The 15,742-nt window shown below is 73.3% G+C and carries 10 protein-coding genes; 9 read left to right on the forward strand and 1 reads right to left on the reverse strand.

The window, feature by feature from the left end:
* Positions 1–69: 69 nt before the first annotated feature.
* From WME75_RS40125 to WME75_RS40135, 3 genes are read left to right on the forward strand one after another with little or no spacing between them, the layout of a single operon-like run.
* A complete protein-coding gene (locus tag WME75_RS40125; RefSeq protein ID WP_437481971.1) occupies positions 70–3,513 on the forward strand; it encodes a protein kinase domain-containing protein in 3,444 nt (1,147 codons plus the stop codon).
* Positions 3,510–6,512: a hypothetical protein gene (locus WME75_RS40130; protein ID WP_437481974.1), complete on the forward strand. Its 3,003-nt coding sequence runs from the start codon at positions 3,510–3,512 to the stop codon at positions 6,510–6,512. Before WME75_RS40125 ends, WME75_RS40130 begins: the two co-directional genes overlap by 4 nt.
* Positions 6,509–7,150 (forward strand): hypothetical protein, encoded by a 642-nt coding sequence (locus tag WME75_RS40135; RefSeq protein WP_437481976.1) that lies wholly within the window; start codon positions 6,509–6,511, stop codon positions 7,148–7,150. Before WME75_RS40130 ends, WME75_RS40135 begins: the two co-directional genes overlap by 4 nt.
* Positions 7,151–7,253: 103 nt before the next feature.
* Here the strand turns inward: WME75_RS40135 and WME75_RS40140 are convergent, their stop codons facing one another.
* Positions 7,254–8,777: an MFS transporter gene (locus WME75_RS40140; RefSeq protein ID WP_437481979.1), complete on the reverse strand. Its 1,524-nt coding sequence runs from the start codon at positions 8,775–8,777 to the stop codon at positions 7,254–7,256.
* 450 nt (positions 8,778–9,227) lie between these two features.
* Here WME75_RS40140 and WME75_RS40145 point away from each other — a divergent pair, with 450 nt between their 5' ends.
* From WME75_RS40145 to WME75_RS40170, 6 genes are all read left to right on the forward strand, one after another.
* The gene (locus WME75_RS40145; protein WP_437495016.1) at positions 9,228–10,376 is read left to right on the forward strand and encodes a tyrosine recombinase XerC; all 1,149 of its coding nucleotides are present in this window, start codon (positions 9,228–9,230) and stop codon (positions 10,374–10,376) included.
* Positions 10,376–12,676 (forward strand): sulfatase-like hydrolase/transferase, encoded by a 2,301-nt coding sequence (locus tag WME75_RS40150; RefSeq protein WP_437495018.1) that lies wholly within the window; start codon positions 10,376–10,378, stop codon positions 12,674–12,676. Before WME75_RS40145 ends, WME75_RS40150 begins: the two co-directional genes overlap by 1 nt.
* Positions 12,677–12,891: 215 nt before the next feature.
* Complete coding sequence (locus WME75_RS40155; RefSeq protein WP_437481981.1) at positions 12,892–13,317, forward strand: MarR family winged helix-turn-helix transcriptional regulator; 426 nt, start codon at positions 12,892–12,894, stop codon at positions 13,315–13,317.
* A 66-nt stretch (positions 13,318–13,383) separates the two neighbouring features.
* Positions 13,384–14,391, forward strand: a complete 1,008-nt coding sequence (locus WME75_RS40160; RefSeq protein ID WP_437481984.1) for a hypothetical protein — start codon at positions 13,384–13,386, stop codon at positions 14,389–14,391.
* A gap of 53 nt (positions 14,392–14,444) precedes the next feature.
* Complete coding sequence (locus tag WME75_RS40165) at positions 14,445–14,591, forward strand: hypothetical protein (protein WP_437481987.1); 147 nt, start codon at positions 14,445–14,447, stop codon at positions 14,589–14,591.
* A 27-nt stretch (positions 14,592–14,618) separates the two neighbouring features.
* The gene (locus WME75_RS40170) at positions 14,619–15,569 is read left to right on the forward strand and encodes an HNH endonuclease (RefSeq protein WP_437481990.1); all 951 of its coding nucleotides are present in this window, start codon (positions 14,619–14,621) and stop codon (positions 15,567–15,569) included.
* Positions 15,570–15,742: the final 173 nt, after the last annotated feature.

Here is a 15,742-nt window from a genome sequence, read left to right on the forward strand (position 1 = left end):
CATGTATGCTCGGCCTGGCTTACTCGCCCTCTGCCGCGCACGGCGCGGCCCCTGTCCGCCGCCCGGTCTATGGCCCCGCTCGACCCGCACGCCGAGGAGCCGAACCTCGTAGATACAGCCGCTGCGCGGATAGGGACGGCCCTGAACGCCAAGTGGCGGCTCAACGACCTGCTCGGCGTCGGCGGCATGGGCGCGGTGTTCGCGGCGACCCACCGCCGGGGCTCGCGCGCCGCGGTCAAGGTCCTCCACATCGAGTTCGCGCGCAATGCCGAGCTGCGCGATCGCTTCCTGCGCGAGGGCAAGATCGCGAACCGGGTCGATCACCCCGCGCGCGTCGCCGTGGTCGAGGACGACCTCAGCGACCGCGGGGAGCCGTTCCTCGTCATGGAGCTGCTCACGGGCACCACCCTCCAGCGGCTGGCGAGCGGCCAGGGCGGCACCCTCCCCGTCGCGCAGGTGCTGCCCGTGTTCGACGTCGTGCTCGACCTGCTCGAGAAGTGCCACTCGATCGGCATCGTCCACCGCGACATCAAGCCGGCGAACATCTTCGTCACGAGCGCCGGCCACGTGAAGGTCCTCGATTTCGGCATCGCCCGGATGCGCGACCCCGAGCGGCAGGCGACGCGCGCGGGGCTCACGTTCGGCACGCCGGCGTTCATGTCGCCCGAGCAGGCGATGGGCGTGTCCGGCATCGACGGCCGGTCGGATCTCTGGTCGGTCGGCGCGAGCCTGTTCACCCTGCTCTCGGGCAAGCGGCTCAACCGCGGCCGGAGCGAGTCCGAGTCCTATTTCCTCGCGGCGACGCAGACCGCGCCGTCGATCGCGACCGAGGTCGCCGACCTGCCGGTCGAGATCGTGGCGTTCGTCGACAAGGCGCTCGCCTTCGAGCGCGGGAGCCGGTTCCAGAGCGCCGCCGCGATGCGCGCCGAGCTCCGCCGGCTGAGCGCCGCGAACGCCGCCGGCCAGCTGACCCCCTCGCGCGAGAAGAAGGCGCCGCGCGTGCTCGTCCGCGGCAACGACGCCATCGACGAGGAGCACGAGCCGCCGTCGACGGCCGTCGTCGAGCAGACCTGCCAGCGGCTCGTCGGCGTCTGGAAGCAGCTCGCGCTGGTGCTCAGCAACATCCGCCAGTACGGGTGGAGCCACCCGCATGTGAACAAGGGCATCCACTTCGCGTTCGACGAGATCACGCGCACGCTGTCGCAGAACCCGCTCGGCGTCCGCTGGGAGGTCACCCCGAGCGCGTTCACCTCGGGCGGCCAGCCGATCTGGCAGCCCGACAGGCCGCCGTTCGATCGCATCCCCTACCAGCTCTTCGCCGACGGCGTCCGGAGGATCCAGATCAAGGCCGGCATCACCGAGGCCGAGCTCCGCGACTTCGCCGCCATCCTGCTCCGCGACCAGAGCTTCGGCATCGGCGAGGACGACGACGCGGTGACGGCGCTCTGGGACCGCCGCTTCGAGCACATCGCCTACATGGCGATCGACCAGTTCGCCGAGGGCGACGTCGACCTGGAGGATTTCGAGGAGCAGTGCAGCGAGATCGCGGTCGGGGCGCGCGCCCTCGCGCAGATCGAGAGCCTCTGGGACGAGAGCTCGCTCGCGGGCAGGGCGCTGCAGAGGAACGTCGAGGCGGCGCTGGCGGAGACGGGCGCGGCCGCCTCGGCGCTCGCCGTCGACCCGCTGACCCGGAGCACCCTCGGCGCCCAGATCGCGCTGCCGTCGGAGCAGTGGACCGAGCGCTACATGGAGGCGTTCGTCGACGGCTACGTCGACGCCGTCCAGCACGGCGACGCCGATCGCATGACCGGGGCGCTGACCGCGTGGACCGCCGACCAGATCGTCCTGCACAGCTACGAGCTCGCGTTCGAGGTGCAGACGATGCTCCGGCGCGCGTTCTCCACGCGGCTCGAGGGCGTCCAGCGCGGCGGGGCGGGCGCGGCGAGCAGCCGGCGGAGCGCCGCGCTGCCGCAGCTCTCGCCGCGCGCGATCGACAGGGCGCTCGCGCAGGCGATGTTCCCGGTCGAGGCGCTGAGGGCGATCCTCGACGACCTCGCGACGACCCCCCCGGAGGAGCCGGCCGCGACCGGCGCCGCGGCCGCCGCGGCGCAGGCCGGCGCGGGCCGGGGCGCGGCGCAGCCCGGCGCGGGCCGGAGCCTGGCGCCGCTCGACCCGGCGATCGTCGAGGGGCTGGCCCACGCGCTCGACGCGCTCGAGGATGGCTCGCTCTTCAGCGCGGCCTGCCAGTGCCACGGCGCCGCGCAGTCCGAGCGCCTGCGCGAGATCCTGTTCGCGTACATGCGGCGGTGGGCGCCCGGCCGGGAGGCCGAGCTCGGGGACCTCGTCTCGCGCGCCCCGGCCCCCCTCGCCCTGACGCTCATCCAGCTGCTCGCGCAGCTCAAGACCCTCGAGGCGCTCGCCGCGCTGGAGGCCGGCTTCGCGAGCCCGCACGTCGAGGTGCGCATCAGCGCGCTCGCCGAGCTCCCGGACGCCGCGGGCAGCGAGGGCGCGACCGGCCCGGGCTCCGCCGCCGAGCGCGTCCGGGAGGAGCTCCAGAAGCTGCTCGACGACCCGGCCCCGCCGGTGCGCCGCGAGGCCCTGCGCCTCATCGGCAAGCTCGGCGTGCTCGCCGCGGGCCCGACGCTCGTGCGGCGGATCGTCGCGCCGTCGTTCCACGACCTGCCGGGGTCGGAGCGGCGGCAGTGGCTCGAGACCGTCGCGCAGCTGAACCCCGCGCGGGCCGAGAAGCTCGCGATCGAGCTGCTCGAGAAGCGCCAGCTCATCCCCTCCGAGGCGATCGAGCAGACCCGCGAGCTGGCCGCGCACTTCCTCTGCCAGGCGCGGAGCTACGAGGCGCTCCGCGCGGTCAAGGAGGCCACAAAGCCGCGCTGGTGGAACACCCCGCCGGTGCGCGACGCCGCCGCCCGCGCCGCGGTCGCGATCGCCGCGCGCCTCGTCGCGCCGACCCGCCCGAGCGATCGCCCGCTGGCGTCGCTGCCGTCGCCGCGCTCCCCCGAGGCGAGCGCGCCGCCTTCCCGCGCGGCGCGCTCGCCGGTCTCGGTCCGGCGCGCGAGCCAGGGCGGACCGCTCAGCCTGCCGGACCAGCTCGAGCCGTGGAGCACCCCGCGCCCGGGCTCCGTGGGCGGCGACGCCGGCCGGCCCGCCTACAGGCCGCCGATGGTCTCGTCGGTGCCCTCCTCGACAAGCTCCGCCTCGGCGCCCCCCACCTCCGCGCCGTTCAGCAGGCGCGGGCCGCCGCCGCCCTCCGCCGCCGCCGCGTCCAGCCCGACCGCCGCGCCGCCCCCGATGCCGCCCTCGATGCCCCGCCCGGCCTCGCCGCCGCGGTCCCCCACCCCGCCCACCGGCGCCGGCGCCTCACCGTACAGCGCACGTCAAGGCCCCGCGCCGTTCACGCTCGGCCCGCCGGCCCGCCCCGCGATCGAGCCGGCGCCGAGCAGCGCGGTGCCGTCGACGAAGCCGGCGCCGTCGCCCCGGGGCGGGAGGAAGCCGTGAGCGAGGAGAAGGCCAACGTCCACGAGATCACCGGCGACACGGCGATCTCGGGCGTGAAGGCCGACGGGCGGCGCCGCGCGGCGCTCGGCCTCGTGCAGATGATCTACCGGCTCGCGAAGGCGTGCCTCCTGCACAGCGACTCGAACCAGGCGGTGCTGTCGCTCGTCCCGTCCGCGATCGACAGCATCGTCCAGTTCTGCGAGCAGTCGGGGAGCGAGGCCGCCACGCTCGTGTTCGCGGGCAACACGCTCTTCATCAACGGCCAGATGCTCCGCGCCTCGCGCGAGACGTACGAGGTCGCCCTGGAGCTCGGCAGCTTCTTCGAGGCCTGCGACGTCTCGGAGCTCGTGCTCGACAGGGCGGTCCGCCGCGCCGAGCTCGCCGCCTTCGCGCGCCTCCTCGCGGACGCGCAGCGCGACCGCAGCATCGCCGCGCGGCTGCTCCAGTCGAGCCTGCGCGGCGTCCGGGTCCGCAAGCTCACGAACCCGTTCCCCGGCGGGGCCATCGAGGGCGACGGCACCCGCATCGGCCGCATCAGCCGCACCTACGCGGCGGCGATCCTCGTGATGCGCGGGTTCTACGCGGCCCTGCGCTCGTCCGAGGCGGAGCTGCCGCAGCGGGTGAAGCGCGTCGCGCAGAAGCTCGTCGCCGCGGCCGAGGAGGACGCCCGCCTCCTGCTCTCGGTCGCCGCGGGCAAGGTCGCCGACCCGGACGAGGCGGGCCTCAGCGTGTCGACGGCGATCGTCGCGCTGGGCATCGCGCGCCAGCTCACGACCGACCGGCGGATGCTCGGGAGCCTCGTCACGGCGGCGCTCCTCTACGACGTGAGCAGGCTGCGGCTCACGCGGGCGCTCGCGGGCTCGGCCGGCGACGACGAGCCGGCCGCGCGCTCGCTGCTCGAGCGCAGCCTGAGCGACGACGAGAAGGAGCGGCTGTCCGCGAGCGCGGCGGTCATGCTGACGGCGCTCGGCAAGCTGCACGCGCCGTCGATCACGCGCACGGTGATCGCCTACGAGGCGCTCTCGCTCCGGCCGGGCGGCCGGCAGGGCCCGCTCTACGGCGGCCGGCGCAGCCCCACGGTGCTCGCGCGGATCCTCGCGGCCGCCCGCCAGTTCACGGAGCTCCGGGCGGCGCCGTTCCCGGTGCTCGATGGGTCGTCGGGCGGCGGCTCGTCGCTCGACGCCGTGCTCCAGCGCATGCTCTCGGGCGCCGAGAGCGCGACCGACAGGGCGATCGGCAAGCTGCTGATCGGCGCGCTCGGCATCATCCCGACGGGGACGTTCGTCCAGCTGAGCACCGGCGAGCTCGGGGTCGTCCTCGCGACGCCGTCGTCGCCGGCGTACTTCGCGCAGCCGCCGGTGCGCATCCTGTTCGACGAGCGGGGTCACCTCCTCACCGCGCCGCTCGACGTCGATCTCTCGCTGCGGGCGCCGGGCGCGGAGCCGTGCTTCATCGTCCGTCCCGTCGAGGTGGAGCCCCACCACGAGCGGGCGATCCGCGCGGCGTTCGGCTTCCGCTCCGGGAGGGGCGCGGCGGGCGTGGAGTCGCGCGTGACCGGGGCCGCGCCGGTCCACTTCGGCGATGAGGTCCCGCCGACCGAGCCGGGCGACACGCTCGCGCCGCGCGCGGTGCGCCCGGCGGAGGAGGGCGTGCGCTCGTCGCAGGGGCGCAAGGACGCTGCGTGGCTCGGCAGGCCGCTTCCGGGCTCCGCGCAGGCCGCGTCGTCCCCGACCAGCGCGCAGCCCCGGCAGCTTGTGTCGGCGGATCGCCCGCCGCCGGTCGAGCGGGGTCGCGACGAGAACCTCATCTCGACGCAGCCGCCGCCCTCGACGGCCGCGTCGCGCGCGGCGATGGCGGTCCCTCCTCCGCCGCGGCTGCCGCGGGACTCGCGGCCGTTCGGGCAGGTCGCGTCGACGAGGTACTCCGTGCCGGTGCCCGAGCCGACGCGCCCGTCGCGGCGGACGGAGCGCCGGGAGGACGCGCCCCCGCGGGACCCGGGCGTGGGCCAGCTGCCGACGATCGGCCCGCCGGCGGGGTTCCCTGTGTCGCGGAGGCCGGGCGATCTCCGGATCGGCCCGACGACGCACCGGTCGGATTCCCGGGTCGATCCGGAGGATTGCGACTGGGACGACGAGCTGCCGACCATCGATCCCCCGCCCCCGCCGCCGCCGCCGACCTCGAGGAGCCCCTCCTTCGCGGCCGGGCGCATGCCCAGCTACGCGCCCGAGCTTGCGCCCAGCCCTGCGCCGGGCCGCGCGCCCAGCAACGTGCCGGGCCGCGCTCCCAGCAACGCGCCGGGCCGCGCGCCCAGCCCCAGCAATGTGCCGGGCCGCGCGCCCAGCCCCAGCAATGTGCCGGGCCGCGCGTCCAGCCCCAGCAATGTGCCGGGCCGCGCCCCCAGCAACGCGCCGGGCCGCGCCCCCAGCAACGCGCCGGGCCGCGCCCCCAGCAACGCGCCGGGCCGCGCGTCCAGCCACACGCTGGACCGTACCCCGGGGGTTGCGCCGGACCGTGCGTCCAGCCATGGGCGCGACCGTGCTGCGCCCAGCTACGTGCCGGAGCCTGTCCCGACCGAGCGGAACGCATCGCGGAGGTTCTCCAGCAGCGCCGGGTCCGGCCCGAGCCTGGAGGACGCGGACCTCACCTGGACCGACGAGCTGCCGACGCTGGATCCCCCGCCGCCGCCGAGCACGGAGGAGCTGGAGCGCGATCGGTTGCTCGCGGCCTACCTGGCCGAGCGCACGCCGTTCCCGCAGACGGGGCTGCACGAGGGGAGCACGGCGTCCGGCGGATCGCCGGGGCCGGCCGATCCCGAGGCGAGCGGCCTGTGGCGCAGCGGCTCGCCCTCCCAGCACGCGCCGCCCGACTCGCGCGCGACGCCGCCCCCCAGCTCGAGCCCCTTCGGCGCGACGAGGCGCCCGCCGCGCGCGCCCATCCCGCGGGAGGAGCCGGACGACGACGAGGGCCCTCCTCCGGCGCCGGAGCGTCGGGACCGGTGACGGCCTGGCAGGCCTGGCGCGCCGCGACGAGCCCTGCGCTCGCGGCGCTGCTGCTCGTCGCGCCGGCGTGCGGCGACGACGTGGAGCCTCCCCCGGTGGGGCCTGACCCGCCGGTCGAGGGGATGTGCAAGCTCGGGTACCTGGGCGAGGAGGGGGCGCCCCTCCAGATCGAGGTCATCGCGCTCGACTCGAGCGGCGCGGCGCGCCCGGTGAGCGACGGCGACGGGGTGGACATCCTCATGCCGCCGCAGGGCGGGCGGGTGATCTTCCTGGGCGTCCGCGCGACGAACCTGAGCGCCTGCGCTGTCCAGCTCTCCGGCTCGCTGCGAGACACCGAGTCCGGACGGGTGATGTCCGAGTCGAGGACGGTCAACCTCAAGCCGACCGGCGACGGCTGGGGCGCGAGCGTCGACGCCGACATCTCGACGTTCGCGAACGTGGGAGTCTGCCCGAACAACTGGTCGGGCCGCGACATCTTCGATCAGGATCACGAGATCGTGGTGCAGGTGAAGGACGGGGGGGGCCGGACGGCGCGACAGACCCTGCGGGTCCGGCCGGCGTGCAACGAGCCCGAGCTCGAGGTCGAGTGCCGCTGCATCTGCAAACACGGGTACATCCTCGGCGAGGCGTGCGAGTAGGCCGCCGCGCTGCGGAGCCAGCGGCGGGGCCCGCGTGAGTGACCGGCTGCGCCGGCCAGAGCGAGGCGTCGGTCTCGCCCGTGACGGCGCAGCCCCCCGCGCTTTACACGTCGAGGTCCTTCCACCGCCTCGATTGCCGCGAGAAGAGCAGCATCCCCACGAGCGACACGACCCCGACCGCCGCGAACGAGTACCAGATCTCGTAGGGTTGATAGGTGTCCCAGAGCAGGCGCGTGGCCTCGGTCGCGTCGATCTGCAGCACCTCCTGGAGCTTCCGGAAGGCTTCCTGGCGCGACACCCCGAGGAGCTCCGGGAGCGACGCCACGTCGCCGTTCCAGGACTTCCCCTTGGCAAAATCGGTCTTCTCGGCGAGATAGCGCAGGGCCAGCGTGGCCTTCTCGCCGCGCGTGCCATACAGGATCCCCGCCATCTGCGCGCCGATCGCCGGGCCGATCGCCGCCGGGATGTTCACGTAGCCGAGGTAGAGCGCCTTCTTCCCCTTGGGCGCGATGAGCGAGAAATACTCGCTCTTCTTCGGGCCCGTCAGCATCTCTCCGATGGAGAAGAGCAGGATGCCCAGGAAGAGGACATAAAGCGATGACGTGGTCCCGGAGACGAGGATACCGCCGATGGCGACGAGGATCCCCAGCGTCATCGCCGAGAGCACCTTCATCCTCGCCACCAGGTACGAGAAGGGGACCAGGAGGAGGACGATGCACACCGCGTTCACGTTGAGCACGTTCTCCTGCTTCAGCTGGACCCCGCGCGGATCCTTGACGTCGAGCCAGGAGGACGGGAGCCAGGGGTTGTTCTGCACGAACGAGGTGCTGCTGATCCAGTCCGTGTAGAAGTTCGGCATCAGGTCCCAGAGCTGGTACATCATCAACCAGAACCCCGAGAGCAGCAGGATCACGGTGATGAGCCGCGCGTCCCAGATGTTCTTGATGGTGTCCTTGAAGACCCGCCACGCATCGGCGGTCTTGTCGGCGCCGGAGTCGACCTCCCGGTAGGTGAACAGCATCAGGAAGTTCAGGGAGATGATGGCGGCGCAGCCGTAGAACACCCACGGCCAGCCCATGCCGTGGAGATAGCCGGCGAGCGGCGGGCCGATCGCCGCGCCCACGTTCACGAGCCAGTAGAAGAGCCCCCAGCCGACCGACGAGTTCGACTTGTCCATCGACTGGGCCAGCGTGCCCTGGATCCCGGGCTTGAAGAGGGCCGTGCCCGTCGCGAGGACGACCACGCCGAGCAGAAAGCCGATGAAGCTCCGCTGCGTCGCCATCAGCAGATAGCCGATGATCTTCAGCCAGACCGTGATGAAGATCGTGCGCTTGTAGCCGTACCGGTCCGCGTAACCGCCGGTGATCATCGGGAGCAGCGACTGGATGAGGGCCCAGACCATGTAAATGGTGCCCTTGTCCCGCTGGCTGAAGTGGAGCCCCCCAGGCTCGTCGGCCTGGGCGATGTAGATGGGCATGACCACGCGCACGCCGTAGTAAGCGAGCCGTTCCCACATTTCCATGGTGCAGCCCATCCAGAAGGAGCGCGGCAAGCTCCTGATGGTCTGACCAAAGGAGAGCTTCGGCGGGACCTCGGTGGCCGGCTCGCTCACGACTGCATTCGTCATTTCATGCTCCTCACGCCCCACGCGCCGCTGGCGGCGCGCCCGCCCTCGTACCACACCGAAAGCGGCACACATATCTGGATCACGAGCGCGATCCGCGGCCCTCCGTCGCAGACGGTGGCCGAGCACCCCCCGGAGAGGATCGGTGATTCAATTCACGAGTCGACACTGACGCTCATCGAGCAGGCTGGACCGTGGAAGCGGGAGCCGGACCGTGTTCGTCACGGCGGGCCGTACCCCTCGCGATCCGCGGCGAGCGGGTGCATCGCCACGGCGCGGCGCGCTCCACGACCACCGGCCCGCCCCTGGATCGGGCAGCCGCCGCCCTCTCATCGAGCCAGCGGCTTGCCTCGCAGACCGCCCGCAGGGCAGGCGCCCGCTGCGCGGCGCTCCAGCTCGACCGCCGGCGAGTCTTTGCCTCCCGCCGCGTCCTGGTGGTAGGGCAAACCGGTGATGCACGCGCGGCGAAGCGGCGATCGATCCGGCGAGACCACGCTGGAGCAGGCGATTGCGCGCTTCCTCACCTACCTCACGGCCGAGCGACGGGCGTCGCGCCACACCGTGGCCGCCTACCGGCGCGATCTCGAGCAGCTCGCGCGCTTCGCCCGCGAGAAGGCGGCTGCGAACGCCGATCACCGCCCCGCGCCGGCGCGGGGCAAGGCGCTGGCCGGCAGCAAGACCGCGGCCGGCAGCAAGACCGCGGCCGCCAGCAAGGCCGCGGCCGCCAGCAAGGCCGCGGCCGCCAGCAAGGCTCCGGCCGCGCGCGACGACCTGGCCGCGAGCGAGGAGACGGCCGCGAGCGAGGCGACGGCGGTGGAGGACCTCGACGTGCTCCTCCTGCGCAGCTGGCTCGGCTCGCTCGCGCGCACCCACGCGCCCGCCTCGATCGCGCGCAAGGTGGGCGCCGCCCGCTCCCTGCTCCGGTTCCTGGAGCGGCGCGGCGAGATCGACAAGAACGCGGCCGCCCAGCTCGTCCTGCCCAAGGTCCGGCGCCCCTTGCCGACCTTCCTCGACGTCGACGCCGCCGCCGAGGTCATGGAGATCCCCGGCGCCGAGACGGCCGAGGGGCTCCGCGACCGCGCCATCCTGGAGACCCTCTACGGCGCCGGCCTGCGCGTCTCCGAGCTCTGCGGGCTCGACCTCGCCCACGTCGACCGGCAGCCGGCCGACAGGGCCTCGGTGCGCGTCATCGGCAAGGGCGACAAGGAGCGGATCGTCCCGCTGGGCTCCCACGCCCTCGCCGCCATCGAGCGCTATCTAGAGCGGCGCGACGAGCTCGCCGATCCGACGACCGGCGCCCGCGACCCCCGCGCGCTCTTCCTGTCCCGCCGCGGCGCGCGCATCGGCGTGCGCCGCGTCCAGGCCCTCGTGCAGCGCTACGGCGCGCTCGGCGCCGGCCGGGCCGACCTGCACCCGCACGCGCTCCGGCACACCTGCGCGACCCACCTGCTCGACGGCGGCGCCGACCTTCGTTCCATCCAGAAGCTGCTCGGGCACGCCTCGCTGGCCACCACGCAGCGGTACACGCACGTGTCGATCGATCACCTGCTCAAGGTCTACGACGCCGCCCACCCCATGGCGCGGAAGCGGAGCCCGGCGTGATGCGCCCCCCCAGCTCGCCGGGGCCCGCGGTCCCGACGCTGGCCCGCGCGTGGGCAGGACGGCTCGCCAGGAGCGCCCTCGGCGCCAGCGTCCTCGGCGTCGTGGCCGCGTCGCTCGACGCCGGGTGGGCCCTGACCGGCGCCGGCGACGACCCCGCCTTCCAGCTCGCGACCTACCTCGCCGACGTCGGGGTGTTCGCGCCGGTCGCGCTCGCCGTCGGCCTGCTCGGGGGCCTCGGCGCGGTCGTTGTCGACCCGTCGCACCCGCCGTCGCCGGCCACGCTCATCGGCTCGCTGCGCGTGCGGGCGATCGGCCGGCCCGCCGACATCGCGGCGTTCGTGCCGCTCGCGGTGCTCGCGGCCTTCCTCTGGATGACCCTGTGCGCGCACCTCGCCCGCGCGCTGATCGGGCTCGAGGCCGCCCCGCTGCTCGTCGGCACCGCCGTGGCCGCGGGCTCGCTCGGCCTCGGCCTCATCGCCGGCCTCGCCGTCCTCGCCCTGACGCCGCCGCTCCGGCGCACGCTCGCCAACGCCAGCGACGGGCGGCCGGCCTGCGTCGACCCGGCGGTGACCGGCGGCGTCGCGCTCGGGATCGCCGCGTCCCTGTTCGCGCTCGGGGTCGCGACGGGCGGCGTCTCCGGCGAGGGCGGCTTCCTCGGCATCTACGGCGTCTTCAAGCGCCCCGAGCTCGACCTCCGCGCGCCGGCGCTCCTGCTCGTCGTCGCGCTCGCCGCCTTCCTCGCGCCCGCCGCCGTCCGGACGGTGCGCGCCCCCGTCGCGCTCCTCGTCGCGCTGCTGCCGCTCGCGCTCACCGCGCGCGCCGCCCCGGCGCTCAACGCGCAGCCTGCGGTGGGCCAGGCGCTCGAGCGCGGCGCGCCCGTCGGGGGCAAGAGCCTCGCGATCCTGCGCCGCCTCGCCGACCGCGACGGCGACCGCTCGGCCGCGCTCTTCGGCGGCGGCGACTGCGACGACCGCGACGCGCGCGTCCACCCGCTGGCCGAGGAGATCCTCGACAACGGCGTCGACGACGACTGCTCCGGCGGCGATCTGACGGCCGCGGCCCTCGCCGCGCTCGCCCCCGCCCCGAAGGCGGCCGCGCGCGCCGAGTCGCCGGCGGCGCGCCTGCCGGCGGACCTGAACGTCGTGCTCATCACGATCGACACGCTCCGCTGGGACCTCGGCTATGCGGGCAACCCGCGGCCCGTGTCGCCGAACCTCGACGCCCTCGCGGCCCGCTCCACGGTGTTCGAGCGCGCGTACGCGCTCGCGTCGTACACGGGCAAGAGCATCGGCCCGATGCTCATCGGCAAGTACGGGAGCGAGACCCACAGAAACTGGGGTCATTTCAACAAGTTCGACGAGGAAGACACGTTCGTCGCGGAGCGCCTGAAGGCGGCGGGGGTGCGCACGATGAGCGTGCACGGCCACCGTTATTTCGGCAGCTTCGGCGGGCTCGATCGCGGCTTTGACGTCGTGGACATGTCCGCGGCGCCGCCCGAGGGGGCGCCGTGGGACGTCGACAACAAGGCGACGAGCCCCGCGCTGACCGACGCCGCGCTGCGGCTGCTCGGGTCGCCCGAGAACACGGGCGGGCGCTTCTTCCTGTGGGTCCATTACCTCGACCCGCACGCCGACTATCTCCGGCACAAGGACGTGCCCGACTTCGGCGCGGCGTCGCAGCGGGACCTCTACGACGGCGAGGTGGCGTTCACGGACAGGCACATCGGCCGGCTGCTCGACGCGATCGCGGCGGCGCCCTTCGGCGGGCGCACGGCGTTCGTCGTGACGAGCGATCACGGCGAGGCGTTCGGCGAGCACAAGATGTTCCGCCACGGCTTCGAGCTGTGGGAGGAGCTCGTGCGCGTGCCGCTGCTCGTCCATGTGCCGGGCGCGGCGCCGTCGCGGGTCTCGGCGCGGCGCAGCCTCATCGACGTCGCGCCGACGCTGCTCGACGTGATGCGGGTCCCTGGCCCGGCCGAGGGCGCGCCCGCGACCGACTTCCTGTCCGGCGCGTCGCTGCTGCCCGACGTGTTCCTCGCCCCCGGCGAGCAGGCTGCGGCGCGCGACGTGCTGATCGACATGCCGGCCGGGCCGTACAACGACGCGCGGCGGTCGTTGATCCGCGGCGACATGAAGCTGACGATCTCGGGCGGCGCCCGGTTCGAGCTCTACGACCTGGCGGGCGACCCGGAGGAGCGGAAGAACCTCTGGGGGACGCCGGCGGCGAAGGAGATCGAGCCGTATTACGCGGCGGCGCGGGCGCGCCTCCGCGAGATCCGCGTGACCGGCGCGCGGAAGTGACCGGCGCGCGGAAGTGACCGGCGCGCGGAAGTGACCGGCGCGCGGAGGTGACCGGCGCGCGGGGGCCGGCGCCGAGGTGACCGGCCTGCGCACGTGATGCGCCGGTGGCCTGGCGCGCGGCGGCCTCGTCCGATCTCCGCGGCGGACGGACCCGTGCGCGCGATCACGCCGAAAATTACTTGCGCATACGCAACTAATGCGTAATCAATAATATTGTGAGTAAGCAAAATGTCCTGGGCTCGCCGATCGAGCAGTTCGCGCGGATGATGTTCTCGCGCATCATCGCGGCGCTCGCGCGGACGCTGCACGAGGAGGACTTCAGCGTGGCGCAGGTGGCCGCGCTGCACCTCGTCGATCAGGAGGGCGCGATGCGCGTCACCGCCCTCGCCACGTCGCTCGGGCTCTCGGCCTCGGCCGGGAGCCGGCTCGCCGATGGCCTCGTGCAGCGCGGGCTCCTGGCGCGGGAGGAGGATCCCGAGGACCGGCGCGCGAAGACGCTCGCGCTCACGCCGCTCGGCCGCCGCTTCGTCGACCGGGCGAGCGTCGAGCGGGTGCGGGTGATCCTGGAAACGGCCAGGTCGCTGCCGGAGGAGATCTCGGCGGCGATGCTGACCGCGGTCCGCGCGTTCCGGCGAGAGTGAGTGTCTTTCATCGAATCTCGCGTGAGGCGTGGTGTGTGAAACCCCTTGTGGAAAGAGGAGGTCAACATGGATATCATCGTGCTTGAGTCTCATGAGATCCCGGCCGCGCTCGGCGCGCTCCGGGAGGTGGCCCTGGCCGACGGCGCGCTCGCGCTCGCGCCCGCGGAGCGCGGGGTGCTCGAGGAGATCGCGGCCCTGCACGGGGCCCGCGTCGACGTTGGCGACGTCGTCGACGTCGTCGACGTCGACGCGCTCCCGCGCATCGCGCCCGAGGCGGTGGCCCGCGCCATCCCGGATCGGCACCGGCGCAAGCGGCTGGTGCAGTTCGCGCTCGTGACCGCGATGGCGGACGGCGAGGTGACGGAGGCCAAGGTGGACGCCGTGGAGGCGCTCGGCCGGGCGCTCGGCGTGCGCGAGCAGGGCGTGGGCGTGCTCCGCCTCGTGGCGCGCGGCCACAGGCGGCTCGCCCAGGCCGCCGTGAGGCGCCGGCTCCTCGGCTCGTTCATCCGCGAAGCCATGGACGAAGCGGGCCTCTCCGGTGTGCGCAGGCTCCTGGGGCCCCTGTTCGGCGCGGGTGTCGAGGATCGCGCGCGGGCCCTCCGCTACAAGCAGCTCGGGCTCCTGCCCGAGGGCACGTTCGGCCGGGTGTTCTGGGAGCACTGCACCGCGCGCGGCTTCCTGTTCCCCGGCGAGAGCAGGCACGCGATCGCCGAGCGCATGGTGTTTCACGATCTCGGCCACGTGCTCGCGGAGTACGACACGGACCCAGCGGGCGAGATCCAGGCCGGGTCCTTCCAGGCCGGGTTCGTCCGGCGCGACGGGTTTTCCTACCTGATCTTCGTGCTCCTGCAGTTCCACCTCGGGATCCAGATCACGCCCATCGCGGCGCCGGAGGTGGGCTTCTTCGAGGCGCGCAAGGTGCTGCGCGCGGTGGCGCGCGGCGCGGCCTGCAAGGTCGACCTGAGCGATCGCTGGGACTTCTGGGACGTCGTCCGCCTGCCGCTCGACGAGGTGCGCGCGCGGTTCGGGATACCGCCGCTCGACGAGATGGGGGCGCGGCGAGAGGCCGCCTGAGCGGCGCGCCTGCGCGACGTGCAGGTGACGGCTGTCGGGACCGCGGGGGCCGCGTGCTCGCGGCGCCTGGGTGGCGCCTCTCATCGAGGAGCGTCGCGACCTACAGCCTCGGCAGCGGTACGCCGGCCGGCCACATCCCGGCCGCCGAGCGCATCGGCGATCGCGCGCTCGTGCACGTCGCCCTGGCTGCGCCCATCTGATAGTGTCCACGGGGGAGCAGCAACGGCGTGCGAGGTTACGTCGGCAACACAGACTTCAACTGGTACTCGTTCCTGGTGGCGCGCCCGGAGCTCCAGGAGGTCAACTTCTGGCAGCCGTCCGGCGGTCGCAAGTTCGCTGCCGTGGCGCCGGGCGAGCCGTTCTTCTTCAAGCTGAAGAAGCCGCACTATGCCGTCGCCGGATTCGGCTGGTTCGCGCGCCACGTCATCGTCCCCGCAACACTTGCGTGGGAGGCGTTCGGCGCCGGTAACGGTGCGCCTGACTTTGCGACGATGCTGGCGCGGATCGCCAAGTACAGGGCGGATGGAGGGAGCAATCCGCACACCTCGCTCGTCGGCTGCCTGATGATCGCGCAGCCGGTGTTCTTCGAGGAGCGCCTCTGGATCCGGCAGCCGGCAGACTGGGAAGCAAACATTGTTCAGGGGAAGACCTATGACGTGACGCACGGGGAGGGGCGGCGCATCCTCGAGGCATGCCTGGACCGGTCGCGGCGCAAGCAGCTCGGCGCCGCCAGCGCGCCTCCGGCAGCGGCCGTGCTTCAGGCCCGGGAGCAGACCGAGCGGTACGGCGCGCCTCAGCTCGTACGCCCGCGCCTGGGTCAAGGGACGTTCCGTCTCTCGGTGACCGATGCCTACGCGAAGGCCTGCGCGGTGACCGAAGAGCATTCACTCCCCGTCCTCGAAGCCGCTCATATCCGGCCTTACTCGAAGGAGGGGAGCCATGAGGTGGAGAACGGGCTCCTGCTCCGCACGGACATTCACCGGTTGTTCGATCAGGGCTATGTCACCGTGACCCCGGAGCACAGGTTCGAGGTGAGCCGGCGCCTTCGCGAGGACTACTCGAACGGACGCACCTACTACGCGATGCACGGCAAGCAGATTTGCGTGCCGAGCCGAGCTGTCGATAAGCCATCCAAATCGTTGCTGTCCTGGCACAATGAAAACGTGTTCCTTGGTTGACAGGGCGAGCTCGGTCTTCACGGCGTTCCTGCTCGTCCTCGCGCTCGGGCTGGCGTCCCCCCGTGGCGTGCGCTGAGCGAGCACCCTCCATGATGGCGAGCTGCGCTGGGAAGAACGTCTCATCATCAAACAGCATGCTCGATGAGAGGGTCGGCGGCATAAACGGGAGTGCG

It is taken from the genome of Sorangium sp. So ce1014, from assembly GCF_051521505.1.
GTDB lineage: Bacteria > Myxococcota_A > Polyangia > Polyangiales > Polyangiaceae > Sorangium.